We start from the raw sequence: 22925 nt of genomic DNA, 5'->3' as shown, positions 1-22925 counted from the left end.
GCGGACTTCATGCTGGCTCTTGCCGCAAAAAGAGCAGTACAGCAGCTTCCCTGAACCGTCTTTGCGCTTATCTGTCATTAACTTGCCCCTCTTGTTTAACGCTGACGGCCCGGGCCGTCAGTCTGCCTTTGTGACGGCAGCAATCTCTTTTACCAACCAGCGTCGCTTAACCGCGCTGGTTCAAAATGGCGTCGACCAGACCGTACTCCACCGACTCACTGGCAGAAAGGAAACGATCGCGCTGGGTGTCGCGCTCGATAGTTTCGACGCTCTGACCGGTATGTTTGGCCATCAGCTCATTCATCATCTGCTTGGTTTTGATAATTTCACGCGCGTGAATATCGATATCCGACGCCTGACCCTGGAAGCCGCCCAGCGGCTGGTGGATCATCACGCGGGAATGCGGCAGGCAGTAGCGTTTGCCTTTCGCACCGGCGGTCAACAGGAAAGACCCCATTGAGCAGGCCTGGCCCATACAGATGGTGCTGACGTCAGGTTTGATAAATTGCATGGTGTCGTAAATAGACATGCCTGCAGTAATTACGCCGCCAGGAGAGTTAATATAAAGGTGGATATCTTTTTCCGGGTTTTCTGCTTCCAGAAACAGCATCTGCGCGACGATCAGATTCGCCATATGATCCTCAACCTGGCCGGTCAGGAAGATAATGCGTTCCTTCAGCAGGCGGGAAAAGATGTCGTAAGAACGCTCTCCGCGAGAAGTTTGTTCAACCACCATTGGCACTAAAGCCATATGAGGTGCTGTTTGTTCACGTTCGCCACTGTATGACATTACCGTCTCCTGGATTTTTCATTTGGCCACACTACCAATTCTACTTGAGAGCGTTCCGGAACACTATGTCCCCAACTTTACTCACCCGAAAGCTATCGGCGATCCTAAAGCCTTACCGTAACTTTACTATTTGGGGATACACCCCCGCTAATTCAAGCATAACAACGTTTTCAGGCGGCTGCTAACCAGGAAAAGTAGCATAGTCGATAATTTGCCGCTTTAATGAGCGAATAAGGCCCATAATGTCATGCCATGCGATGGATAAAAGAAAAAAGCCCGCGGTCATAACGATCGCGGGCTTTAATTTATCCTGAAAAATCAGATAATCAGGCCGTTTGGGTCTGGTTCATCAGTTCCTGGAAGTTTGTCGCTTTTTCGGTCACTTTGGCTTTTTCCAGTACGGCTTCCACCGCCTGTTCTTCCAGCGCGACGTTGCGCATGTTGTTCATCAGCTCGTTATTTTTGCTGTAGAACTCGATTACTTCAGCCGGATCTTCGTAAGCAGACGCCATCTCTTCGATCAGGGTCTTCACGCGATCTTCGTCCGCTTTCAGCTCGTGGCTGCGGATAACTTCGCCCAGCAGCAGGCCAACAACAACGCGGCGCTTTGCCTGCTCTTCAAACAGTTCACGAGGCAGCTCAAGAGCCTGCTGCTCGTTACCGCCGAAGCGCTGTGCTGCCTGGCGCTTCAGCACGTCGATTTCGCTGTCGATCAGGGCAGCCGGCACGTCAATTTCGTTAGCGCTGACCAGGCCGTCGATAGCCTGAGTCTTAACACGGTTACGCACGGCGCCTTTCAGCTCGCGCTCCATGTTTTTACGCACTTCGGTACGCAGACCCGCTACGGAGCCATCTTCCACGCCGAAACGCTTGATGAACTCTTCGGTGAATTCTGGCAGTTCGCGCTCTTCAACTTTCTTCAGCACGATCTCAAACTTCGCTGCTTTCCCTTTCAGGTTTTCAGCGTGGTAGTCTTCCGGGAAGTTTACGTCGATAGTGAAGGTTTCGCCCGCTTTATGGCCAACCACACCGTCTTCAAAGCCTGGGATCATACGACCCTGGCCCATCGCCAGTACGAAGTCAGACGCTTTGCCGCCTTCGAACTCTTCGCCGTCTACTGAGCCGGAGAAGTCGATGGTCACGCGATCTTCAGCTTCCGCTGCGCGATCGGTTTCTTTCCAGGTCGCCTGCTGCTTGCGCAGGGTGTCCAGCATGGCATCGACGTCTTCATCGGTCACGGAAACAACCGGTTTTTCAACTTCGATTGCTTCCAGGCCTTTCAGCTCGACTTCCGGATAGACTTCGAACTCTACGGAGAAAGTGAAGTCTTCACCGGTTTTATATTCGCCCGGCACGTAGTTTGGCGCGCCGGCCGGATTGATTTTCTCTTTGATGATCGCATCAACAAAGTTGCGCTGCATCAGATCGCCCAGAACGTCCTGACGAACAGACGCGCCGTAACGCTGTGCAACCACGGTCATCGGCACTTTCCCTTTACGGAAACCGTCGATACGCACTTTTTTCGCTACGCTGACCAGCTCATTTTTCACCGCGTTTTCGATCACATCTTTAGCAACGGTAATCGTAACGCGACGGCCCAGGCCCTGAGTTGTTTCTACTGAAACTTGCATCTTATTACCTCAAAAAATCACGTGCTCGGTCAACTTCAGACTCGCTCTACCCGTCAGGGCAAAGTAAGACTAAGAACCGGGACGGCCTCTGATGTCAGAACCGCATTCCCTGTTGTCAGAAGCGTCCCGAAGACATTCGGAAAAACAGACGCAGCATTATAGCGGCAACGGCAAAGCGAGTCGAGGCTGCAACACGCCGCCATTTTGTTAACGTTCACGCTTTTTGCATCTGAAAGGGGTAAAAGAAAAGGTTACAGCGGTTTTTTCGACCAGAAACAACAAAGCGGCCCGCAGGCCGCTTCAGATTTTTAAGATATTGCCTCAGGCCAGCGTACCGGCGCCGCGACAGTTGGGCGAAGCCGGAACCGTATCCTGTAACCCTGCCCACTCTTTTTCGGTATAGGTATGCAGCGCCAGCGCGTGGACGCTTCCTGCCAGCTCGTCGGCCAGCACGCCATAAATGGCGCGATGCCGCATCAGAAAGCGCTGGTTAAGAAAGCTGTCGCTGACGATAACTATCTTGAAGTGACTTTCCGCCCCTGCAGGCACATTGTGACGATAGCTTTCGTCATGAACCTCCAGGTGCACGGGTGTAAATGCCGTTCTTAACTTTTCTTCTATTTGTTCGCGGATCATAACCACACTCCTCTACGACCTGATGCGCCCCATCTTATTCAATATTAGCCGGATTTCGCTGCCTGCCGATCCGTTTGCGGAAAAATATCCGCCGTTCAGGCACGCTACTGTGCATTTTCCGGCTGGCGGCTGCAACTGTCCGGCCGTAGAAAGCGCGTCCAACCGCTCGGGTGGAAAGATAAGGTAATGAATTTGCGCGTCGCCGGGGCTTCCTCTTGCTACAGGCAATGTTATGATGACCTCGGTTTTGTCCGGACTACACCCCATAAAATCGAGAACATAAGCATGCTAAAAAAATTACTTTTCCCTCTGCTGGCGGTATTTATGCTGGCCGGCTGCGCGACCAACAGCACCACGCTGAACGTTTCGCCAGTCATCAAACTACCGCAGCAGGATCCCAGCCTGATGGGCATCACCGTCAGCATCAACGGCGCCGATCAGCGCAGCGATAAAGCGCTCGCTAAAGTGAACCGCGACGGCCAGCTGGTTACGCTGACACCGTCTCGCGATCTGCGTTTCCTTCTACAGGAAGTGCTGGAGAAACAGATGGGCGCGCGCGGCTATATGATTGGCCCGAACGGCGCGGTTGATTTGCAGATCGTGGTTAACAACCTTTATTCAGACGTTACCCAGGGCAACGTGCGCTACAGCATTACCACCAAAGCCGATATCTCTATTATTGCTACCGCCAAAAACGGCAACAAGCAGGTGAAAAACTACCGTCAGACCTACAGCGTCGAAGGCGCGTTCAACGCCACCAACGATAAGATCACCACCGCGGTTAACGCAACGCTGGGCGACGTCATCGACGATATGGCGCAGGACACCAGCATTCACGAGTTTATCAAGCAAAACGCCCGTTAATATAGCCTTGCCCGCCGCGCTGGCGGGCACTGTTTAAGGTTTGTATGTCCAGTCACTATCTGCAAATTTTCACCCGTCGTAACGCCGCCCTTCTGCTCCTGCTCGGTTTCTCTTCCGGTTTGCCGCTGGCGCTGACGTCCGGCACGTTACAGGCCTGGATGGCCGTGGAAAATGTCGATATTAAAACCATCGGCTTTTTTTCGCTGGTTGGGCAGGCTTACGTCTTTAAGTTTCTCTGGTCGCCGCTGATGGACCGCTATACGCCGCCGTTTTTAGGACGTCGGCGCGGCTGGCTGTTGCTGACCCAGCTGCTGCTGATCGTCGCTATTGCGCTGATGGGCTTTATGCAGCCTTCACGCGATCTGACGCTGCTCGCCTCGCTGGCGGTGCTGGTCGCCTTCTGTTCCGCCTCGCAGGATATTGTTTTTGACGCCTGGAAAACGGATATTCTGCCTGCCGAAGAGCGCGGCAGCGGCGCGGCAATCAGCGTGTTCGGCTACCGGCTGGCGATGCTGGTTTCCGGCGGGCTGGCGCTGTGGCTGGCCGACCGTTATCTGGGCTGGCAGGCCATCTGGTGGCTGATGGCCGCGATGATGGCGCCGGGTGTTATCGCCACGCTGCTGGCAAAGGAACCGGATGAGGCAATAGTGCAGCCACGCTCGCTGGAAGAGGCGGTGGTTGCGCCGCTGCGGGATTTTTTCACCCGTAACAACGCCTGGCTGATCCTGTCGCTGATTGTCCTTTATAAGCTTGGCGACGCCTTTGCCGCCAGCCTGACCACTATCTTCCTTATTCGCGGCGTGGGCTTTGACGCAGGCGATGTGGGGCTGGTGAACAAAACGCTTGGCCTGTTCGCCACGATTATCGGCGCGCTGTTCGGCGGCTTACTGATGCAGCGGCTGAGCCTTTATCGCGCGCTGATGCTGTTCGGCATCCTACAGGCGCTGTCAAACCTGGCTTACTGGCTGCTGTCGGTGACCGACAAACATCTTTACAGCATGGCGGCGGCCGTCTTTGCAGAGAATCTGTGCGGCGGTATGGGCACGGCGGCCTTTGTGGCGCTGCTGATGACGCTATGCAACAAATCGTTTTCCGCTACGCAGTTCGCGCTGCTTTCTGCCCTTTCCGCCGTCGGTCGCGTCTACGTTGGGCCGGTTGCGGGCTGGTTTGTGGCAGGCTGGGGCTGGCCCGCTTTTTACGCCTTTTCCGTCGCGGCGGCGCTGCCCGGACTGGTGCTGCTGGCGGGCTGCAGGCGCACGCTGGACAGGGCAGAGAAAACGCGCGAGTTCGCCCCCCGCGACCGCTGGCCGCAGGCCTATCGTTGGGCAATTCGTCTGCTGCTGCTGGGCTGCGCGCTGGCGGGGGTTGCGCTGGCGCTGCTGGCGCTGGATGCCCTGGGCGTGGCACATATCGACCATTTACTTGCTACGCTGTTTGGCGGCGCGGCGCTGCTGGGGTTGGCGGGCGTAATACTGGGTTCGCTGCTCGATTATCTGGCGCTGCGCAGCGCGCAGGACTGAGGTCATTTGCCGTCCGGCTAGCGGACGGCAATTCCTGTTGTCACCTGGCTATTCGGGCTGTGCTGTGCTTCATTCGTTGATATGCGTTTGATATTGTCAACCACAATTGATAACCAGCGTGAATAGTGTGATAAGCCTCACGTAACAGGCGCATCCACCAGAGAAAGCGGATGCAGACCGTACCCGATTTAAGGCAAACTCAGTGCCATCTTTTTATAGCGGGTCAGGGTTGAAATAGCCCCAATACATTAGCATCGCTGTTATATATACTCTTTAAGGCTATTATTTATCGCCCATAGCAGAAAATAAGCTAACAGCAACGTAACAAACACCCTTTTTTTTCGCTGTAAATAGCGACAGTGGTGCAGGTAATTTAATCATTTTTTAACAATTCCACCGTTGCGCTTATTTTGTCTCGTCCGTTATTTCCTAAAGATTCTCGTCTTTACATTTACAATAAAACGAGAAAACACAACCGCTGCGAAACTATTTTTGTTTATTTGACATAGATCAAATGCTACAACTATGTTAAATAATTGAGTACCAATTTCGCTGTTTATAGCGACCCTGTTTTCTGAAGGGGATTTTCCATCGGTTTTTGTTATATCACCCCCAAAGCCCTGCTATTATTCATATTTTGTCACCCTCCGAAACATGTGTGACAGTGTTTGCAAAAGGTGTCAACACCTCGCTGACACAAGCTGTTGCTGGTTTACAGTACTGAAACGTTCCCGTAAAATGCCGCCACACTTAAACGACAATAGAGCCCTTGTCATTGAGGTCGTTAAATGAGACTCAGGAAATACAATAAAAGTTTGGGGATTCTGTCATTAATCGCAGGCACTGTATTGTTAAGTGGCTGTGATAGTGCATTGTTGAGTCCCAAAGGACAGGTTGCAATGGAGCAACGTTCGCTGATACTGACAGCCTTCGGCTTGATGATGATCGTCGTTATTCCCGCAGTCCTGATGGCCGTGGTATTCGCCTGGAAGTATCGGGCATCGAATACCGAAGCAAAATACAGTCCAAACTGGTCACACTCGAATAAAGTGGAAGCCGTAGTGTGGACTGTGCCCATCCTTATCATTCTCTTCCTTGGCGTCCTGACGTGGAAATCAACCCACGCGCTGGAACCAAGCAAACCGTTGGCTTCCAACGTGAAACCCATTGAGATTGATGTGGTGGCGCTGGACTGGAAATGGCTGTTTATTTACCCTGAACAGGGTATTGCAACCGTTAACCAGATTGCTTTCCCGGCCAACACGCCAGTGACCTTTAAGATCACTTCGAACTCCGTGATGAACTCCTTCTTCATTCCTACCCTCGGTAGCCAGATTTACGCTATGGCGGGTATGCAGACTCAGCTGAACCTGATCGCGAATGAAGCCGGCACGTTTGACGGTATCTCCTCTAACTTCAGCGGTCGCGGCTTCTCCGGCATGAAGTTCAAAGCTATCGCCACACCTGATAATGCAGCATTCGATCAGTGGGTAGCGAAAGCGAAAGAGTCTTCTAACCAGCTGATGACCATGGATGATTTCGAGAAACTGGCAGCGCCAAGCGAAAACCATCCGGTGGAGTTCTTCTCTACGGCGAATCCTGATTTGTTCAAGCAGGTTATTGGCAAATTCAAGATGAACCACGGGAATATGGCTATGTCCTCTGAGCATGAAGGCATGGACATGAACGACGCCTCTCACGCGGGAGCCGAGGAATAATACGATGTTGGGAAAATTAACCCTTGATGCTGTTCCGTACCATGAGCCGATTATCATGGTTACGGTTGCCGCCATCATTCTTGGTGGTCTGGCTGTTGCTGGAGCAATCACTTACTTCGGTAAGTGGCAATACCTGTGGTCTGAATGGCTGACGTCAGTCGACCATAAAAAACTGGGTATCATGTATATCATCGTGGCTTTCGTCATGCTGCTGCGCGGCTTTGCCGATGCGGTCATGATGCGTAGCCAGCAGGTGATGGCCTCGATGGGCGATCCAGGCTTCCTGCCGCCTCATCACTACGACCAGATCTTCACCGCTCACGGCGTGATCATGATCTTCTTCGTAGCAATGCCGTTCGTTATCGGTCTGATGAACATTGCTGTTCCTTTGCAGATCGGCGCGCGCGACGTGGCCTTCCCGTTCCTGAACAACCTGAGCTTCTGGTTCACGGCTGTGGGCGTGGTGCTGGTTAACCTGTCACTGGGCGTGGGCGAATTTGCTCAGACCGGCTGGCTGGCTTATCCACCGCTTTCCGGCGCGGAATACAGTCCGGGGGTCGGGGTCGACTACTGGATCTGGAGTCTACAGCTCTCCGGTATCGGGACGACATTAACAGGTATTAACTTCTTCGTTACTATCCTGAGAATGCGTGCACCGGGCATGACCATGTTCAAAATGCCTGTGTTCACCTGGGCATCCCTGTGTACTAACGTGCTGATCATCGTCTCCTTCCCGGTTCTGACCGTGACGCTGGCGCTGCTGACCCTTGACCGTTATCTGGGCTTCCATTTCTTTACCAACGAAATGGGCGGCAACATGATGATGTACGTCAACCTGATTTGGGTCTGGGGACATCCGGAAGTATATATCCTGGTTCTGCCTGTCTTCGGCGTGTTCTCCGAAGTGGTCGCAACCTTCTCGAAAAAACGCCTGTTCGGTTACACCTCGCTGGTTTGGGCAACGGTTGTTATCACCGTCCTTTCCTTCATCGTGTGGCTGCACCACTTCTTTACGATGGGTGCCGGTGCGAACGTTAACGCCTTCTTCGGTATTATGACGATGATCATCGCCATCCCGACCGGTGTTAAGATCTTCAACTGGCTGTTCACCATGTACCAGGGCCGCATTCAGATGCACTCTGCCATGCTGTGGACCGTAGGCTTCTTGGTCACCTTCTCTGTCGGTGGTATGACCGGTGTTCTGCTGGCGGTGCCGGGTGCTGACTTCGTTCTGCACAACAGTCTGTTCCTGATTGCCCACTTCCATAACGTTATTATCGGTGGTGTGGTATTCGGTTGCTTTGCTGGCGTGACTTACTGGTTCCCGAAAGCGTTCGGCTTCTGCCTGAATGAAAAATGGGGTATCCGCGCCTTCTGGTTCTGGATCATCGGTTTCTTCGTTGCCTTTATGCCGCTGTACGCGCTGGGCTTCATGGGGATGACCCGTCGTCTGAGTCAGAATATCGATCCACAGTTCCATACTCTGCTGGTGGTTGCGGCAGTCGGTGCTGCGCTGATCGCTTGTGGCGTGCTGTGCCAGCTTACTCAGTTCTGGGTATCTGTACGCGACCGCGAGCAGCTGCGCGACCTGACCGGTGACCCGTGGGGCGGTCGTACGCTGGAGTGGGCAACCTCTTCACCACCACCGTTCTACAACTTTGCTGAAGTGCCCGTTATCCACGAGCGCGATGCGTTCTGGGAAATGAAAGAGAAAGGCGAAGCGTACAAACGTCCTGCTAAGTATGAAGAGATCCACATGCCGAAAAACAGCGGCGCGGGTCTGATCATCGGTCTGTTCAGCATGGTGTTTGGTTTTGCCGCTATCTGGCACATCTGGTGGCTGGCTGGTCTCACCTTCCTCGGCATGATCCTTACCTGGATTATCAAGAGCTTCGACGATGACGTGGATTACTACGTTCCCGTTGCCGAGATCGAAAAAATCGAGAATCAGCACTTTGACGAAATTAGCAAAGCAGGTCTGAAAAATGTCAACTGAAACTCTGACTAAGCACCACGACGCCCATGCGGAGCATGGGCATCACGATGCAGGAGCCAATAAGCTGTTTGGCTTCTGGATCTACCTGATGAGCGACTGCATCATCTTCGCCACGCTGTTTGCGACCTATGCTGTTATGGTCAACAACACCGCTGGCGGCCCGTCAGGGAAAGATATTTTTGAATTACCGTTTGTTCTGGTTGAAACCGCCCTGCTGCTGTTCAGCTCCATTACCTACGGCTTTGCCGTTATCAGCATGGAAAAAGGGTCTAAGTCTGCCGTTCTCGGCTGGCTGGGCCTGACCTTCCTGTTTGGTCTCGGCTTTATCGGGATGGAAATCTATGAGTTCCATCACCTGATTACCGAAGGCTTTGGTCCGCAGCGCAGCGGCTTCCTGTCGGCGTTCTTCACGCTGGTAGGTACGCACGGTCTGCACGTGACTTCAGGTCTGATCTGGATGCTGGTGCTGATGTATCAGGTTGCCACTAAGGGCCTGACCTCCACCAACCATACCCGCGTGATGTGCCTGAGCATGTTCTGGCACTTCCTGGACGTTGTCTGGATCTGCGTATTTACCATTGTTTATCTGCTGGGGGCCATGTAATGAGCAAGACATTAAGCGATCATGGTACCTCGCACGGTAACGTGAAGACTTATATGATCGGCTTTATTCTGTCGATCATTCTGACTGCGATTCCATTCTGGATCGTCATGGAAGGCGGCGCGTCTAAAACGACGATGCTGGCCGTGGTGGTGATTGCAGCCGTGGTACAGGTGCTGGTGCATCTTTATTACTTCCTGCACCTCAGCACGTCTACCGATCAGCGTTGGAATCTGGTGGCGATAGTCTTTTCCGCCGTCATCATTCTGATTGTCGTAGTGGGCTCTATATGGATTATGTGGAACCTCAATTACAACATGATGGTCCGTTAAAGAGTCGCCTGTGATGATTAAGCAATACCTGCAAGTAACGAAACCAGGAATTATTTTCGGGAATTTAATTTCTGTCATCGGGGGATTTCTGCTGGCTTCTAAAGGCAGCATTGACTATTCCCTGTTTCTCACCACCTTAGTCGGCGTCTCGCTGGTGGTCGCATCGGGTTGTGTTTATAACAACTTTATTGACCGCGACATCGACGTAAAAATGGAGAGAACCAGAAACCGTGTGCTGGTAAAAGGCCTCATTTCTCCGACAGTCTCTCTGGTTTATGCAACCGTTCTGGGTATTGCTGGATTCGCGTTGCTGTATCTCGGAGCAAACCCGCTGGCCATGTGGCTGGCGGTGATGGGCTTTGTGGTTTACGTCGGTATTTACAGCCTCTATATGAAGCGTAAATCCGTCTACGGCACGCTGATTGGTAGCCTTTCCGGCGCTGCGCCGCCGGTTATCGGCTACTGTGCCGTCAGCAACCAGTTCGACGCTGGCGCGCTGATCCTGCTGGCTATCTTTAGCCTGTGGCAGATGCCGCATTCCTATGCGATTGCTATCTTCCGCTTTAAAGATTACCAGGCAGCGAATATCCCGGTTCTGCCGGTGGTAAAAGGCATTTCGGTGGCGAAAAACCATATCACGCTGTACATCCTGGCGTTTATGGTTGCGACACTGATGCTGACGCTGGTGGGCTACGCGGGCTACAAATATCTGGTGGTCGCCGCCGCCGTGAGCGTATGGTGGCTGGGAATGGCGCTTTCGGGCTACAAGACGCAGAACGATCGCGTCTGGGCACGCAAGCTGTTCGTTTTCTCCATCGTCGCCATCACCGCGCTAAGCGTGATGATGTCGGTCGACTTTATGACGCCGGCCTCAAAGGATTTACTGACTTACGTCTGGTAACTTCCACCTCCTCCGAAGGGCGCGATTATCGCGCCCTTTCTTTTTGTTACCACTTCTCGTTAATAATAATTTTACCCACCTTTCCCTACGCCTTAAAATATGCTCACCAGATAAACTGAGGTAGTAATGAACGATAATAAAATGACTCCGGTCGAACTGCGTGCGACATGGGGTTTGGGAACGGTATTCTCCCTGCGTATGCTGGGCATGTTTATGGTTCTGCCCGTCCTGACCACTTACGGCATGGCATTACAGGGAGCCAGCGAAGCGCTGATAGGCCTTGCTATCGGCATCTATGGTTTGGCGCAGGCCGTGTTTCAAATTCCTTTTGGACTGCTCTCCGACCGTATCGGCCGCAAGCCGCTGATCGTCGGCGGACTCCTAATTTTCGTGCTCGGCAGCGTGATTGCCGCCAGCACCAACTCTATTTGGGGCGTGATCCTGGGTCGTGCTTTACAGGGTTCCGGCGCGATTGCGGCGGCGGTAATGGCCCTGCTTTCCGACCTGACGCGCGAGCAGAACCGCACCAAAGCGATGGCCTTTATCGGTATCAGCTTCGGCGTCACCTTTGCGATTGCGATGGTGCTTGGGCCGATTGTCACCCATGCGCTTGGTCTGCATGCGCTGTTCTGGATGATTGCGCTGCTGGCGTCCAGCGGCATTGCGATCACGCTGCTGGTGGTGCCTTCTGCCTCTAACCATATGCTTAACCGCGAATCCGGCATCGTTAAGGGCAGCTTTCGCGCGGTGCTGGCCAACAGCCGCCTGGTCAAGCTGAACTTCGGCATTATGTGCCTGCACATTCTGCTGATGTCCAGCTTCGTGGCGCTGCCCGGCGAGTTCGAGCAGGCTGGATTCCCGGCAGAACAGCACTGGAAAGTCTATCTGGTCACCATGCTGATCGCTTTCTGCGGCGTGATCCCGTTTATTATCTATGCGGAAGTGAAGCGCCAGATGAAGCGGGTGTTTATCGCCTGCGTGGCGATTATCCTGATCGCAGAAATCGTGCTCTGGGGCGCGGGCAACCACTTCTGGACGCAGGTTTTGGGGGTGCAGCTGTTCTTTATCGGCTTTAACCTGATGGAGGCGATTTTGCCTTCGCTGGTCAGTAAAGAATCGCCACCGGGCTACAAGGGCACCGCGATGGGCGTCTACTCCACCAGCCAGTTTATCGGCGTGGCGATCGGCGGTAGCCTGGGCGGCTGGCTATATGGCCACTTTGATGCGTCCACCGTCTTTGTGGTCGGCGCTATTATCGCCGTAGTCTGGCTGCTGGTGAGCTGCACCATGCAGGAGCCGCCGTACGTCAGCAGCCTGCGTATCGTACTGCATGATGATATTACCGACACTGCCGCGCTGGAAAAACGCCTGAGGGCGCAGCCTGGCGTAGCCGCCGTCTTTATCGTCCCGGAAGAGCGAAGCGCCTACGTGAAGATTGACAGCAAAGTCACCAATCGCCCGGAGCTGGAAGCGCTGGTCGGCAGCTGCTGATTACCTGTTGATGGGGTCTGTCGCCCCATTATGTCCTGCCTCGCATCCCGCCCTCCCCTCTTTGCCGGGCTGCGTCATGCCGCGATAAAACCTTTACGATGACCAACGTCTGGCGGAGGCGGGGAAAATTGAATAAAAGGGCGACGCATCGCCCTTTTATCATTAATCGCGGAAGTTTTTAAACTGGAAAGGCTGCCCCAGGTCGCCGCCACGCACCAGCGCCATCGCTCCCTGCAGATCGTCACGGGACTTACCGGTCACGCGGACTTCTTCACCCTGCACCTGAGACTGCACTTTCAGCTTGCTGTCTTTGATCAGCTTAACGATTTTTTTCGCCACGTCGGACGGGATGCCTTTTTTCAGTTTGACTTCCACGCTCCAGCTTTTGCCGCTGTGCTCAATTTCCTCCGGCACTTCCAGCGCGCCGCCTTCAATACTGCGCTTGAGCAGTTTCTCGCGCAGAATGTCCACCAGCTGCTTCACCTGAAAATCAGACTCGCTCAGCACCTTAATCGTTTCGTTTTTCTCGTTCAGCTCATAGCTGGCCGTCACGTTGCGAAAATCGAAACGGGTGGAAATTTCACGATTGGCGTTTTCAACGGCGTTGCGCACTTCCTGCAGGTCGATTTCAGATACGATATCGAATGATGGCATGATTTTTTCTCCTGATTCTGTTGTGACAGGCATAATACCCACTTAGCATCAGTAAAAAAACCATCGGCATGGAAAGCTATAATAAGAATAGCTCTGCCAGCGCGGCCTTCGGCCCGGCAGAATTAATCCAACCCGCTGCGGAGAGGAAGAATGAAGATTACCGTATTGGGATGCGGCGCTTTAGGGCAGATCTGGCTGGCTGCGCTGGACGCTCAGGGCAATGAGGTGCAGGGATGGCTACGGGTACCGCAGCCTTATTGCTTGGTCAACGTGGTGGATCTTGAGGGCAACATAAGTAACAAAACCTTTATTGCCAACGACCCTGCTTTTTTAGCGGAAAGCGACCTGCTGCTGGTAACGCTGAAAGCCTGGCAGGTATCCGAAGCGGTAAAAAATTTGCGGTTCATTCTGCGTGAAGCCTGCCCGATCCTGCTGCTGCATAATGGTATGGGCACGCTTGACGAGCTTAAAATGTTGACGCAGCCGCTGCTGCGCGGGATCACGACCCATGCGGCAAAGCGCGACGGCACTATGGTTACCCATGTTGCTTCCGGCATCACCCATATCGGCCCAACTTCTGCGGACGGCGCCATGCTCAGCAGGCTGGCAGAAACACTGCAGCAGGCGCTGCCGGACGTCGCCTGGCATAACAATGTCTCCTCCGCCGCCTGGCAAAAGCTGGCCGTTAACTGCGTGATTAACCCGCTGACGGTTCAGTATGACTGCACCAACGGCGAGCTGCTTAACCATCCGCAGGAGGTGGCCCTGCTCTGCGATGAAGTAGCGATGGTGATGGAGCGTGAAGGTGAACATACCTCTCGCGAGGCGCTGCTGGACTACGTGAAAGAGATTATTACCGCGACCGCCGCCAATACCTCTTCCATGCTGCAGGATATCCGCGCGCAGCGGCGTACGGAAATTGACTATATTACCGGCTACGTTATCCGGCGCGCGCGGGCGCAGGGTCTGGCCACGCCGGAAAACAGCCGACTTTATGAAATGATTAAGCGTAAGGAACAAGACTATGAGCGCGAGCGTACTGGTTTGCCTGGCACCTGGCAGTGAAGAAACCGAAGCCGTTACCACTATCGATCTGCTGGTGCGCGCCGGTTTCACGGTCACTACCGCCAGCGTAACGGATGACGGCAGCAAAGAAATCCGCTGTTCGCGCGGCGTACGGCTGTTAACCGATGCCACGCTGGTTGAGGTAGCCGACAACGATTTTGCCGCCATCGTGCTGCCCGGCGGCCTGAAAGGCGCGGAAGCCTTTCGCGACAGCCCGCTGCTGGTGGAAACGGTGCGGCAGTTTCACCAGTCCGGCCGTATTGTCGCGGCGATCTGCGCCGCGGCCGGCACCGTGCTGGTACCGCATAAGCTGTTTCCGATTGCCAATATGACCGGCTTTCCCGGCCTGAAGGAAACCATTCCCGAAAGCCAGTGGATGGATAAGCGCGTGGTCTGGGATCGCCGTGTCAATCTGCTCACCAGCCAGGCGCCCGGCACCGCAATCGATTTTGCCCTGAAGCTGATCGATCTGTTGGCAGGTAAAGAGAAAGCGCATGAGGTGGCGCAGCAGCTGGTGCCGGCCGCAGGTATTTTTGATTACCGGGAGTGGGTGGAATAGAGCCGCCCGGCGCGGCTACCCGCCTGAGCGGCGTCGCCGACGTAAAAGGCCTGCTGGCAACTGAGAAGCAGCCAGGCCAGCGCTTTAGCCGGCAGCCTGTCGCGAGCAAAAGCGAGGTTAGATAAAAAAGGCGCTGAAGCCAGCGCCTTTTACCTTTCCGCTTACGGGCGGTAAACCTTCACGTTTTTAAAGCCCTGCTCATGTAAATAGAGCGCCTGCAAACGGCTCATTACGCCCCGATCGCAGTAAAGCAGCCAGGTTTTGCTCTGATCGAGATCGCCGAACTGGGTGCTGAGTTTATAGAACGGCATGCCTTTTACCTCTACGCCTTCCAGCTCCAGCGGCTTGTCATCCTGCTCGTCAGGCGAGCGGATATCCAGCACCACGTCGTTGTCGCCAAACGACACCACGGTTTCGACTTCCACCACTTCCTGCTCGGTCTCTTCCGCAATCTGACGGATATCGACATTGGTGGCTTCTTCGATAGCTTTCTCCAGCACGGCAAAATCAAAGTTCTGCTCTTCCGCCTCGATTTTCGCCTTTACCGCTTTTACCGTTGGGCTTTTCGAGATCACGCCGCAATACTCCGGCATGGTGCGGGCAAAATCTTCCGTGCCGATATGGCGCGCCAGCTTGATGATGTGCTCTTTATCATGCGAAATCAGCGGACGCAGGATCAGCGTATCGGAAGCGTTGTCGATTAGCCGCAGATTAGTCAGCGTCTGGCTGGAAACCTGGCCCAGCGCTTCGCCGGTCACCAGTGCCTGCACGCCGTAGCGCTCGGCGATAGTCGAGGCCGCGCGCACCATCATGCGCTTCAGCACCACGCCCATCTGGCCGTCGTCCACTTTTTCCAGAATCTCGCCAACCACCGGCTCAAAGTTGATGGCCACGAAGCGCACCTTGTGCGAACGGCCAAAGCGGTTCCACAGGTAGTGCGCCACCTGACGCACGCCGATTTCATGCGCCGCGCCGCCAAGATTAAAGAAGCAGTAGTGCACGCGGCAGCCGCGACGCATCAGCATATAGCTGGACACGCCGGAGTCGAAGCCGCCGGAGATCAGCGACAGTACGTCTTCCTGGCTGCCGATAGGGAAACCGCCGATGCCTTCATAGCGTCCGGTGATCAGCAGCAGACGATCGTCTTCAATCTCTAAGTTGACCGTGACCTGCGGATGGTTCAGCTTGACCTGCGCGCTCTGGACGTGCTGATTCAGCCCGCCGCCTACATAGCGCTCAACGTCCTGCGAGCTGAACTCATGCTTGCCGCGACGCTTTACGCGTACGGAGAAGGTTTTGCCTTCAATACGCTCGCGGTTCATCGCCAGCGTCTGCTCAAAAATGTTGTGCAGATCGGTATAGCCGCGCTCTTCAACTTCCAGCACGTGATGAATACCGGGAATACGCGACAGTTCATCAATAATATAGCCGCGCTGGCTTTCGTTTTTGGAACGGACTTCGATATGATCCCAGTGGCGCACCACGGCCAGCGTCTCGTCGCACTGTTTCAATACGTTACGAATGTTCGTGGTTAACATTTTGATAAAACGCAGGCGAACAGACTGGCTTTTGATGGTGATTTCAGGGAATAATTTAATGATAAACTTCATGGCGGCACGGGCTCAACGGGCAATTAAGTGCTGAAATGGAGCGCACTTAGCTGGTAAAATCAGAGAATTGCAAAGTAGCTTACGCCCTTCACATCCAGGGGAGATGAGTGTATCACATCTGCCCGGCGACTGCTTCTTCAACAGCGCCCGGAATCATTATTTTGCTAATCAATTTGAGTCGGCTACCATGAGTGACCTGACAGACTAAAACATCACCGAGCAACCGTTATTATGCCGAAAAAAGCCGAACAGCCCGCCAGTTTTGAAACCTCGCTTGCCCAGCTGGAGCAAATTGTCTCCCGTCTTGAAAGCGGCGAGCTGCCGCTGGAAGAGGCGCTCAACGAATTCGAACGCGGCGTGCAGCTGGCGCGAGCGGGCCAGCAGAAACTGCAGCAGGCGGAACAGCGTGTGCAAATCCTGCTTAACGACGACAAAAATGGCGATCTTCAGCCCTTCACGCCGGAAAACGACTGATGGATTTTAGCGCTCTTCTTACCGCGTATCACGCGCGCGTCAACCAGGCTTTACAACGCTTTATTGCCGCGCAGCCCTTTCAGCAGTCTCCGCTGGTGAATGCCATGGAGTACGGCGCGCTGCTCGGCGGCAAACGCCTGCGCCCGTTTCTGGTGTATGCTACCGGCAAAATGCTTCATGCTGACGATGCCGCGCTGGATGCGCCCGCTGCGGCAGTCGAGTGCATCCATGCCTACTCGCTGATCCACGACGATCTGCCTGCGATGGACGATGACAGCCTGCGTCGCGGCCAGCCGACCTGCCATATTAAATTCAGCGAAGATACGGCTATTTTGGCCGGCGACGCGCTACAAACGCTGGCCTTCACTATACTTGCCGATACGCCTTTGCCTGACGTAACGGCAGAATACCGTATCGCGATGATTTCCGAGCTGGCTAAGGCCAGCGGCGTTGCGGGCATGTGTGGCGGCCAGGCGCTGGATCTGGCGGCAGAAGGTCAGCAGGTCGGTCTGAGCGAGCTTGAGCAAATTCACCGTTATAAGACCGGCGCGCTGATCCGTTGCGCGGTTCGCCTGGGCGCTTTGACCGCCGGCGACAGAGGACGCGACGCGCTGCCCGCGCTCGATAGCTACGCGGAAGCCATCGGCCTGGCGTTTCAGGTGCAGGACGATATTCTGGATGTGGTGGGCGACACCGCCATCATCGGCAAACGGCAGGGAGCCGATCAGCAATTAGGAAAAAGTACCTACCCGGCCTTGATGGGACTTGAGAGCGCGCGGGCAAAAGCGTGGGAACTCTGTCAGGAGTCGCTCAGCGCACTGGAAATACTTGCCGCGCAAGGCTTTGACACAGCATCACTACAGCTGCTTGCAAGTTACATAATTGAACGCAATAAATAACTTTCACAATGAGTCTCTGATGAGTTTTGATACTGCAAAATATCCAACGCTGGCGCAGGCCGCTTCGGTACAAGAACTACGTTCGCTTCCTAAAGAGAGCCTGCCAAAACTCTGTGATGAGCTACGACAGTATTTACTCGATAGCGTCAGCCGCTCCAGCGGCCACTTTGCCTCCGGACTGGGCGTGGTAGAGCTGACCGTTGCCCTGCACTATGTCTACAACACTCCTTTTGATCATTTGATTTGGGACGTGGGCCACCAGGCCTATCCGCATAAAATTCTGACCGGCCGCCGCGATCGTATTGGCACTATCCGTCAGAAAAACGGCCTGCATCCGTTCCCGTGGCGCGACGAAAGCGAATATGACGTACTGAACGTCGGCCACTCCAGTACCTCAATCAGCGCCGGACTGGGCATGGCCGTCGCCGCAGAGAAAGAAGGCAAAGGCCGCCGCACCGCCTGCGTGATCGGCGACGGCGCCATCACGGCGGGCATGGCGTTCGAGGCGATGAACCACGCGGGCGATATCAAATCCGATCTGCTGGTAGTGCTGAACGACAACGAAATGTCGATTTCGGAAAACGTCGGCGCGCTGAACAATCGTCTGGCGCAAATCCTTTCCGGTAAAACCTACTCGAAGCTGCGTGAAGGCGGCAAAAAAGTGCTGACCGGCCTGCCCCCTATCAAAGAGCTGGTCAGACGCACCGAAGAGCATCTGAAAGGCATGGTGGTACCCGGCACGCTGTTCGAAGAGCTGGGCTTTAACTATATTGGCCCGGTCGACGGCCACGACGTGCTGACGCTGGTGCAGACGCTGAAAAACATGCGCGATCTGAAAGGCCCGCAGTTCCTGCACATCATGACCAAAAAAGGCAAAGGCTACGCCCCGGCGGAGAAAGATCCGATCAGCTGGCACGCCGTGCCGAAATTCGATCCGGCCAGCGGCCTGCTGCCGAAAGCGATTGAGGGTCTGCCGAGCTACTCGAAGGTTTTCGGTCAGTGGCTGAGCGAAACCGCCGCCGACGACAACAAGCTGATGGCCGTGACGCCTGCCATGCGAGAAGGCTCCGGCATGGTCAGCTTCTCGCGCGACTATCCGGCGCAATATTTTGACGTGGCGATTGCCGAACAGCATGCCGTCACCTTCGCCGCCGGTCTGGCGATTGGCGGTTATAAGCCCGTGGTCGCCATTTATTCGACGTTTTTGCAGCGCGCCTACGATCAGCTGATCCACGACGTGGCGATCCAGAAGCTGCCGGTGCTGTTTGCTATCGATCGCGGCGGTATCGTTGGCGCGGACGGTCAAACGCACCAGGGCGCTTTTGATATCTCGTTCCTGCGCTGCATTCCAAATATGGTGATTATGACGCCAAGCGACGAGAACGAATGCCGTCAGATGCTCTATACCGGCTATCACTATAGTGCTGGCCCAAGCGCGGTACGCTATCCTCGCGGCACCGGAACCGGCGCCGAACTGGAACCGCTGGCGTCGCTGCCGTTAGGCAAAGGCGTGATAAAACGCGAAGGCGAAAAGCTGGCCATCCTCAACTTTGGCACGCTACTGCCGGAAGCCGCCGTCGTCGCGGAATCGCTGAACGCCACGCTGGTGGATATGCGTTTTGTGAAGCCGCTGGACGAGGCGCTGATCGTTGAGCTGGCCGCCAGCCATGAAGCGCTGGTGACGTTGGAAGAAGGCGCCATCAAAGGCGGCGCGGGCAGCGGCGTTCTTGAGACGCTAATGGCGAAGCGCGTGCTGGTGCCGGTACTGAATATCGGCCTGCCGGATGAGTTTATTCCGCAGGGAACCCAGGAAGAGATCCGGCACGATTACCAGCTTGACGCTGAGGGTATCGAACAGCAGATCGAAGCCTGGCTGGCGCTGTAATACAAAGCCTGCGGAGCGAACGCTGCTCCGCAGGTTATTTTCGTTATAATAATGCCTCTCATGTAATCTATTTTATAAAATATTCCATTAACGCATCAATAATTCCAGATAAACACTTCATCGTAAAATAAATAAATTATGGGTTGATGTCAGCTTATTTCTGCATATAATTCCTCTTGTTGGTTATCCAGCCAACTTTATTTCTACATTTAGAAGGAACTTAAAAATGAAAGAACTGACTATGGAAGAAGTTACCCTTGTTTCTGGTGCCGATCTTGCAAGCGCTTTTGATGGTGCGGTTATTGGCGCAACAACCTATGCTTATATCGGCGGTAAATGGGGTGGATTAAGTATTCTTAACTTTGGCATCGGTCAGGCAGTTGGCGTAGCGCTGGGTCTGGTGATTGGCGGCGTTGGCGGTGCGCTTTATGGCTTCACGCACACTTCTGCAGAGGTAGAGAACTTCTTTAATAATATTGTTAAAAACGCTGGCTAATTTGCTATTAAATAAAGGATGTGTAAGACGGTGCTGTTTGGCACATCCTTTTTTGAAAAAATACGTTATCTTCTCTGTTTTAAATTATCCAGTATTATTCAAGTGCGCGCTTATTCCGGGATAAGCCTTTTATTAGCTGCTATCCTTACAGCTTCTGAAAGTGCAAATCATTATTTACAGCAGGAGCACGCATGAAAACCCTTCAGTTAGGCAATACCGATCTTACCGTTTCCCGCCTGTGCCTGGGCTGTATGACCTATGGCGAGCCGAGTCGCGGCCGCCATGCCTGGACGTTGCCCGAAGAGAGCAGTCGCCCGTTGATCAAACAAGCGCTGGAGGCCGGCATTAACTTTTTCGACACCGCCAACAGTTATTCCGACGGCAGTAGCGAAGAAATTGTCGGCCGCGCGCTAAAAGACTATGCCCGCCGCGAAGAGATCGTGCTGGCAACGAAAGTTTACTTTCCGCTGAGCAATCTTTCCGGCGGCCTTTCCCGCGCCAACATTATGCAGTCCGTCGATGACAGCCTGACTCGTCTGGGTACCGACTATGTGGATTTATTGCAAATCCATCGCTGGGACTATAACACGCCGCTGGAAGAGACGCTGGAGGCGCTGCATGACGTGGTGAAGGCGGGTAAAGCGCGCTATATTGGCGCCTCATCCATGTATGCCTGGCAATTCGCTAAGGCGCTCTACACGGCGGATCGTCACGGCTGGACAAGGTTTGTCAGTATGCAGGATCAGTACAATCTGATCCAACGTGAGGAAGAACGCGAAATGCACCCGCTCTGCCAGGCGGAAAATATCGCCGTGCTGCCGTGGAGCCCGCTGGCTCGTGGCCGCCTGACGCGCCCATGGGGCGAAGCTACCGCGCGCACCGCTTCCGACGAATATGGCACCTCGCTCTATGCGCAAAGCGAAGAGAACGATGCCGCTATCGCCGGGCGCGTGGCCGCGCTTGCTGAAGCTCGCGGCGTCAGCCGGGCGCAAATCGCCCTGGCGTGGCTGCTGGCGAAACCGGTGGTGACCGCGCCGATTATCGGCGCTTCCCGTTCAGAACAGCTGGCCGATCTGGTCAAAGCGGTAGATGTTGAACTGACGCAGGATGAGATGACCGAACTGGAAAGCGTTTATCAGCCGCATCACGTGGTGGGATTTGAATAAGCCGCGCCGCTGCTGCGGCAGGGCTGAAGCATAAGCCAGGAGGCCAGCTATGCTGGCCTCAAGCTACTGACAAACCTGAATAGCGGTTGCATCCTGGCATTTTTTTACAGCAACCCTGCCTTTTCACCGGCCCGAATGCAGCCTGATGACAAACTCAGGCCAGCTACAACGCCAGATGGTGCCCGGCGTAATAGAGAATACCGGCGGAAATAATGCCGGCGACAATATCATCTACCATAATGCCCATGCCGCCGTGTACGTTGCGGTCAAACCAGCGGATCGGCCACGGCTTCCACATATCCAGGATGCGGAAAATCACGAATCCGGCCAGCACCCATTGCCAACTGTTCACCGGGATCGCCATCAGCGTGATCCACATACCGATAAACTCGTCCCAGACGATGCTGCCATGATCGTGCAGGCCCATATCTTTCGCGGTGCGATGGCAGAGATAAACGCCGATGCAGATGCCGAACATCACCAGCAGCGAGTAGATGTCCTGCGGCAGAAACGACATCAGATACCAGAAAGGAATAGCCGCCAGCGATCCCATGGTGCCGGGCACCACCGGACTTAATCCGCTGCCAAAACCGGTTGCCAGCAGGTGCCAGGGATTGCTCATCTTCAGGCGTTTTTTCGCCTCGTGCTTATCCAAAGTGATCAAATCCTTTCAGTTTGCGCTCGACGGGCCTGTTGTTTTCCAGCAGCACCAGACCTTCTGACTGCGGTGCCAGCTGGCCTACACAGGTAAAAGGCACGCCATAATGCCCCAGCGCCACGTCCAGCGCGCCGCGATTGATTTCCGGCACGGTAAAGCAGAGTTCGTAGTCTTCGCCGCCGCCCAGCGCCCAGCTGATTGCCTGCTCCGGATCAAAATGGCTTTTCATTACCACGGAAAGCGGCAGCGCATCCAGATGCAGACGAGCGCCGCAGCCGCTGGCTTGCAGAATATGCCCCAAATCAGAGATCAGCCCGTCGGAGATATCGATAGCGGCGCTGGCCAGGTCGCGCAGCGCCTGCCCTTGCAGAATACGCGGCATCGGACGTAGATGGCGTTTGATTAAGGCTTCATGCGCCGCGGGGTCGTTAATTTTGATATGGTGCTGCAACAGCGCCAGGCCTGCCGCGCTGTCGCCCAGCGTGCCGGTAACGTAAATCCAGTCGCCGGGCTTTGCGCCAGACCGTTTCAATGCCCTGCCCTGCGGCACCAGGCCATGAATGCTCAGCGTCATACTCAGCGGGCCGCGCGTGGTATCGCCGCCGATCAGCTGCATATTGTAATAATCCAGCAGTTCAAACAGGCTGTCGCTGAACTCTTTCAGCCAGGCCTCGTTGACCTCGGGCAGCGTCAGCGCCAGCGTAAGCCAGGCGGGATCGGCGCCCATTGCCGCCAAATCGCTGAGATTGACCGCCAGCGCTTTATAGCCGAGATCGGCGGGATGGATGTCACGCAGAAAGTGTACGCCCGCCACCAGCGTATCGGTGCTGATCGCCAGCGTCTGTTTTTCAGGCAGGTTAAGCAGGGCGCAGTCATCACCAATGCCTTTTTCCACATCACGACGAGAGCTAGTTATACGATCAAAATAGCGCGTGATAAGTTCAAATTCGCCACATGCCATAATGCTTTCCAGCAGAAA

General features: G+C 54.6%; 22 protein-coding genes. 15 read left to right on the top strand and 7 right to left on the bottom strand.

Going from position 1 to position 22925, the window contains the following annotated elements; translation table 11 throughout:
* Positions 1-166: 166 nt before the first annotated feature.
* The 3 genes from clpP to bolA form a co-directional block, all read right to left on the bottom strand.
* A complete protein-coding gene (clpP, locus tag EGK14_RS07280; protein ID WP_125288429.1) occupies positions 167-790 on the bottom strand; it encodes an ATP-dependent Clp endopeptidase proteolytic subunit ClpP in 624 nt (207 codons plus the stop codon).
* A 326-nt stretch (positions 791-1116) separates the two neighbouring features.
* On the bottom strand, positions 1117-2421 hold the full coding sequence (gene tig, locus EGK14_RS07275) for a trigger factor (protein WP_125288428.1): 1305 nt from the start codon (positions 2419-2421) through the stop codon (positions 1117-1119).
* A gap of 321 nt (positions 2422-2742) precedes the next feature.
* Positions 2743-3057, bottom strand: a complete 315-nt coding sequence (bolA, locus tag EGK14_RS07270; protein WP_125288427.1) for a transcriptional regulator BolA — start codon at positions 3055-3057, stop codon at positions 2743-2745.
* Between the two features lie 285 nt (positions 3058-3342).
* Between bolA and EGK14_RS07265 the strand changes: the two genes are divergently transcribed.
* The 8 genes from EGK14_RS07265 to EGK14_RS07230 all read left to right on the top strand — a co-directional run bounded on the left by EGK14_RS07265 (position 3343) and on the right by EGK14_RS07230 (position 12480).
* Positions 3343-3921 carry a lipoprotein gene (locus EGK14_RS07265; protein ID WP_125288426.1) on the top strand — a complete coding sequence of 193 codons (579 nt, stop codon included), beginning with the start codon at positions 3343-3345 and terminating at the stop codon, positions 3919-3921.
* 44 nt (positions 3922-3965) lie between these two features.
* Positions 3966-5441, top strand: coding sequence for a muropeptide MFS transporter AmpG (gene ampG / locus EGK14_RS07260; protein ID WP_125288425.1), 1476 nt, complete (start codon positions 3966-3968; stop codon positions 5439-5441).
* A gap of 788 nt (positions 5442-6229) precedes the next feature.
* Positions 6230-7159, top strand: coding sequence for a cytochrome o ubiquinol oxidase subunit II (gene cyoA / locus EGK14_RS07255; RefSeq protein ID WP_125288424.1), 930 nt, complete (start codon positions 6230-6232; stop codon positions 7157-7159).
* Positions 7160-7163: 4 nt separating this feature from the next.
* Positions 7164-9155: a cytochrome o ubiquinol oxidase subunit I gene (cyoB, locus tag EGK14_RS07250; protein ID WP_125288423.1), complete on the top strand. Its 1992-nt coding sequence runs from the start codon at positions 7164-7166 to the stop codon at positions 9153-9155.
* Entirely contained in the window at positions 9145-9759 is a 615-nt protein-coding gene (locus EGK14_RS07245) for a cytochrome o ubiquinol oxidase subunit III (protein ID WP_125288422.1), read from the top strand. The genes cyoB and EGK14_RS07245 overlap by 11 nt, the downstream gene beginning before the upstream one ends.
* Complete coding sequence (locus EGK14_RS07240) at positions 9759-10088, top strand: cytochrome o ubiquinol oxidase subunit IV (protein ID WP_125288421.1); 330 nt, start codon at positions 9759-9761, stop codon at positions 10086-10088. Before EGK14_RS07245 ends, EGK14_RS07240 begins: the two co-directional genes overlap by 1 nt.
* Before the next feature lie 13 nt (positions 10089-10101).
* A complete protein-coding gene (gene cyoE, locus EGK14_RS07235; RefSeq protein WP_125288628.1) occupies positions 10102-10989 on the top strand; it encodes a heme o synthase in 888 nt (295 codons plus the stop codon).
* Between the two features lie 126 nt (positions 10990-11115).
* Positions 11116-12480 (top strand): MFS transporter, encoded by a 1365-nt coding sequence (locus EGK14_RS07230; protein ID WP_125288420.1) that lies wholly within the window; start codon positions 11116-11118, stop codon positions 12478-12480.
* Between the two features lie 162 nt (positions 12481-12642).
* Here EGK14_RS07230 and EGK14_RS07225 read toward each other — a convergent pair whose 3' ends face one another.
* Complete coding sequence (locus tag EGK14_RS07225; protein ID WP_125288419.1) at positions 12643-13134, bottom strand: YajQ family cyclic di-GMP-binding protein; 492 nt, start codon at positions 13132-13134, stop codon at positions 12643-12645.
* A gap of 150 nt (positions 13135-13284) precedes the next feature.
* Here EGK14_RS07225 and panE point away from each other — a divergent pair, with 150 nt between their 5' ends.
* Together panE and yajL are read left to right on the top strand one after the other, a co-directional pair.
* A complete protein-coding gene (gene panE / locus EGK14_RS07220; protein ID WP_125288418.1) occupies positions 13285-14199 on the top strand; it encodes a 2-dehydropantoate 2-reductase in 915 nt (304 codons plus the stop codon).
* Entirely contained in the window at positions 14159-14758 is a 600-nt protein-coding gene (yajL, locus tag EGK14_RS07215; RefSeq protein WP_125288417.1) for a protein deglycase YajL, read from the top strand. The genes panE and yajL overlap by 41 nt, the downstream gene beginning before the upstream one ends.
* Before the next feature lie 161 nt (positions 14759-14919).
* Here yajL and thiI read toward each other — a convergent pair whose 3' ends face one another.
* Positions 14920-16368, bottom strand: coding sequence for a tRNA uracil 4-sulfurtransferase ThiI (gene thiI, locus EGK14_RS07210; protein ID WP_125288416.1), 1449 nt, complete (start codon positions 16366-16368; stop codon positions 14920-14922).
* Between the two features lie 231 nt (positions 16369-16599).
* On the opposite strand from thiI, the gene xseB reads away from it, so the two are divergent.
* The 5 genes from xseB to EGK14_RS07185 all read left to right on the top strand — a co-directional run bounded on the left by xseB (position 16600) and on the right by EGK14_RS07185 (position 21288).
* On the top strand, positions 16600-16842 hold the full coding sequence (gene xseB, locus EGK14_RS07205; protein WP_125288415.1) for an exodeoxyribonuclease VII small subunit: 243 nt from the start codon (positions 16600-16602) through the stop codon (positions 16840-16842).
* Complete coding sequence (gene ispA / locus EGK14_RS07200) at positions 16842-17741, top strand: (2E,6E)-farnesyl diphosphate synthase (RefSeq protein ID WP_125288414.1); 900 nt, start codon at positions 16842-16844, stop codon at positions 17739-17741. Before xseB ends, ispA begins: the two co-directional genes overlap by 1 nt.
* Before the next feature lie 19 nt (positions 17742-17760).
* Entirely contained in the window at positions 17761-19626 is a 1866-nt protein-coding gene (gene dxs / locus EGK14_RS07195) for a 1-deoxy-D-xylulose-5-phosphate synthase (protein WP_125288413.1), read from the top strand.
* A gap of 226 nt (positions 19627-19852) precedes the next feature.
* Positions 19853-20122 (top strand): hypothetical protein, encoded by a 270-nt coding sequence (locus EGK14_RS07190; protein ID WP_125288412.1) that lies wholly within the window; start codon positions 19853-19855, stop codon positions 20120-20122.
* Between the two features lie 191 nt (positions 20123-20313).
* On the top strand, positions 20314-21288 hold the full coding sequence (locus tag EGK14_RS07185) for an aldo/keto reductase (protein WP_125288411.1): 975 nt from the start codon (positions 20314-20316) through the stop codon (positions 21286-21288).
* Positions 21289-21451: 163 nt separating this feature from the next.
* Here EGK14_RS07185 and pgpA read toward each other — a convergent pair whose 3' ends face one another.
* Both pgpA and thiL read right to left on the bottom strand, forming a co-directional pair.
* On the bottom strand, positions 21452-21952 hold the full coding sequence (pgpA, locus tag EGK14_RS07180; protein ID WP_125288410.1) for a phosphatidylglycerophosphatase A: 501 nt from the start codon (positions 21950-21952) through the stop codon (positions 21452-21454).
* Complete coding sequence (thiL, locus tag EGK14_RS07175; protein WP_125288409.1) at positions 21936-22907, bottom strand: thiamine-phosphate kinase; 972 nt, start codon at positions 22905-22907, stop codon at positions 21936-21938. The genes pgpA and thiL overlap by 17 nt, the downstream gene beginning before the upstream one ends.
* Positions 22908-22925 lie beyond the last annotated feature (18 nt).

Source organism: Erwinia sp. 198, from assembly GCF_003937915.1.
GTDB classification, from domain to species: domain Bacteria; phylum Pseudomonadota; class Gammaproteobacteria; order Enterobacterales; family Enterobacteriaceae; genus Erwinia; species Erwinia aeris.
Note: the sequence above shows the minus strand (reverse complement) of the source record. Positions and strands in the feature narration are given on the sequence as shown.

Bases quoted from the DNA above. Each gene is read 5' to 3' on its own strand.
- EGK14_RS07230 (WP_125288420.1), top strand. From the start codon at position 11,116: ATGAACGATAATAAAATGACTCCGGTCGAACTGCGTGCGACATGGGGT.
- thiI (WP_125288416.1), bottom strand. From the start codon at position 16,368: ATGAAGTTTATCATTAAATTATTCCCTGAAATCACCATCAAAAGCCAG.
- panE (WP_125288418.1), top strand. From the start codon at position 13,285: ATGAAGATTACCGTATTGGGATGCGGCGCTTTAGGGCAGATCTGGCTG.
- ispA (WP_125288414.1), top strand. From the start codon at position 16,842: ATGGATTTTAGCGCTCTTCTTACCGCGTATCACGCGCGCGTCAACCAG.
- EGK14_RS07185 (WP_125288411.1), top strand. From the start codon at position 20,314: ATGAAAACCCTTCAGTTAGGCAATACCGATCTTACCGTTTCCCGCCTG.
- EGK14_RS07245 (WP_125288422.1), top strand. From the start codon at position 9,145: ATGTCAACTGAAACTCTGACTAAGCACCACGACGCCCATGCGGAGCAT.
- EGK14_RS07225 (WP_125288419.1), bottom strand. From the start codon at position 13,134: ATGCCATCATTCGATATCGTATCTGAAATCGACCTGCAGGAAGTGCGC.
- cyoB (WP_125288423.1), top strand. From the start codon at position 7,164: ATGTTGGGAAAATTAACCCTTGATGCTGTTCCGTACCATGAGCCGATT.
- EGK14_RS07240 (WP_125288421.1), top strand. From the start codon at position 9,759: ATGAGCAAGACATTAAGCGATCATGGTACCTCGCACGGTAACGTGAAG.
- xseB (WP_125288415.1), top strand. From the start codon at position 16,600: ATGCCGAAAAAAGCCGAACAGCCCGCCAGTTTTGAAACCTCGCTTGCC.
- dxs (WP_125288413.1), top strand. From the start codon at position 17,761: ATGAGTTTTGATACTGCAAAATATCCAACGCTGGCGCAGGCCGCTTCG.
- yajL (WP_125288417.1), top strand. From the start codon at position 14,159: ATGAGCGCGAGCGTACTGGTTTGCCTGGCACCTGGCAGTGAAGAAACC.
- cyoA (WP_125288424.1), top strand. From the start codon at position 6,230: ATGAGACTCAGGAAATACAATAAAAGTTTGGGGATTCTGTCATTAATC.
- thiL (WP_125288409.1), bottom strand. From the start codon at position 22,907: ATGGCATGTGGCGAATTTGAACTTATCACGCGCTATTTTGATCGTATA.
- clpP (WP_125288429.1), bottom strand. From the start codon at position 790: ATGTCATACAGTGGCGAACGTGAACAAACAGCACCTCATATGGCTTTA.
- ampG (WP_125288425.1), top strand. From the start codon at position 3,966: ATGTCCAGTCACTATCTGCAAATTTTCACCCGTCGTAACGCCGCCCTT.
- EGK14_RS07190 (WP_125288412.1), top strand. From the start codon at position 19,853: ATGAAAGAACTGACTATGGAAGAAGTTACCCTTGTTTCTGGTGCCGAT.
- bolA (WP_125288427.1), bottom strand. From the start codon at position 3,057: ATGATCCGCGAACAAATAGAAGAAAAGTTAAGAACGGCATTTACACCC.
- cyoE (WP_125288628.1), top strand. From the start codon at position 10,102: ATGATTAAGCAATACCTGCAAGTAACGAAACCAGGAATTATTTTCGGG.
- tig (WP_125288428.1), bottom strand. From the start codon at position 2,421: ATGCAAGTTTCAGTAGAAACAACTCAGGGCCTGGGCCGTCGCGTTACG.
- EGK14_RS07265 (WP_125288426.1), top strand. From the start codon at position 3,343: ATGCTAAAAAAATTACTTTTCCCTCTGCTGGCGGTATTTATGCTGGCC.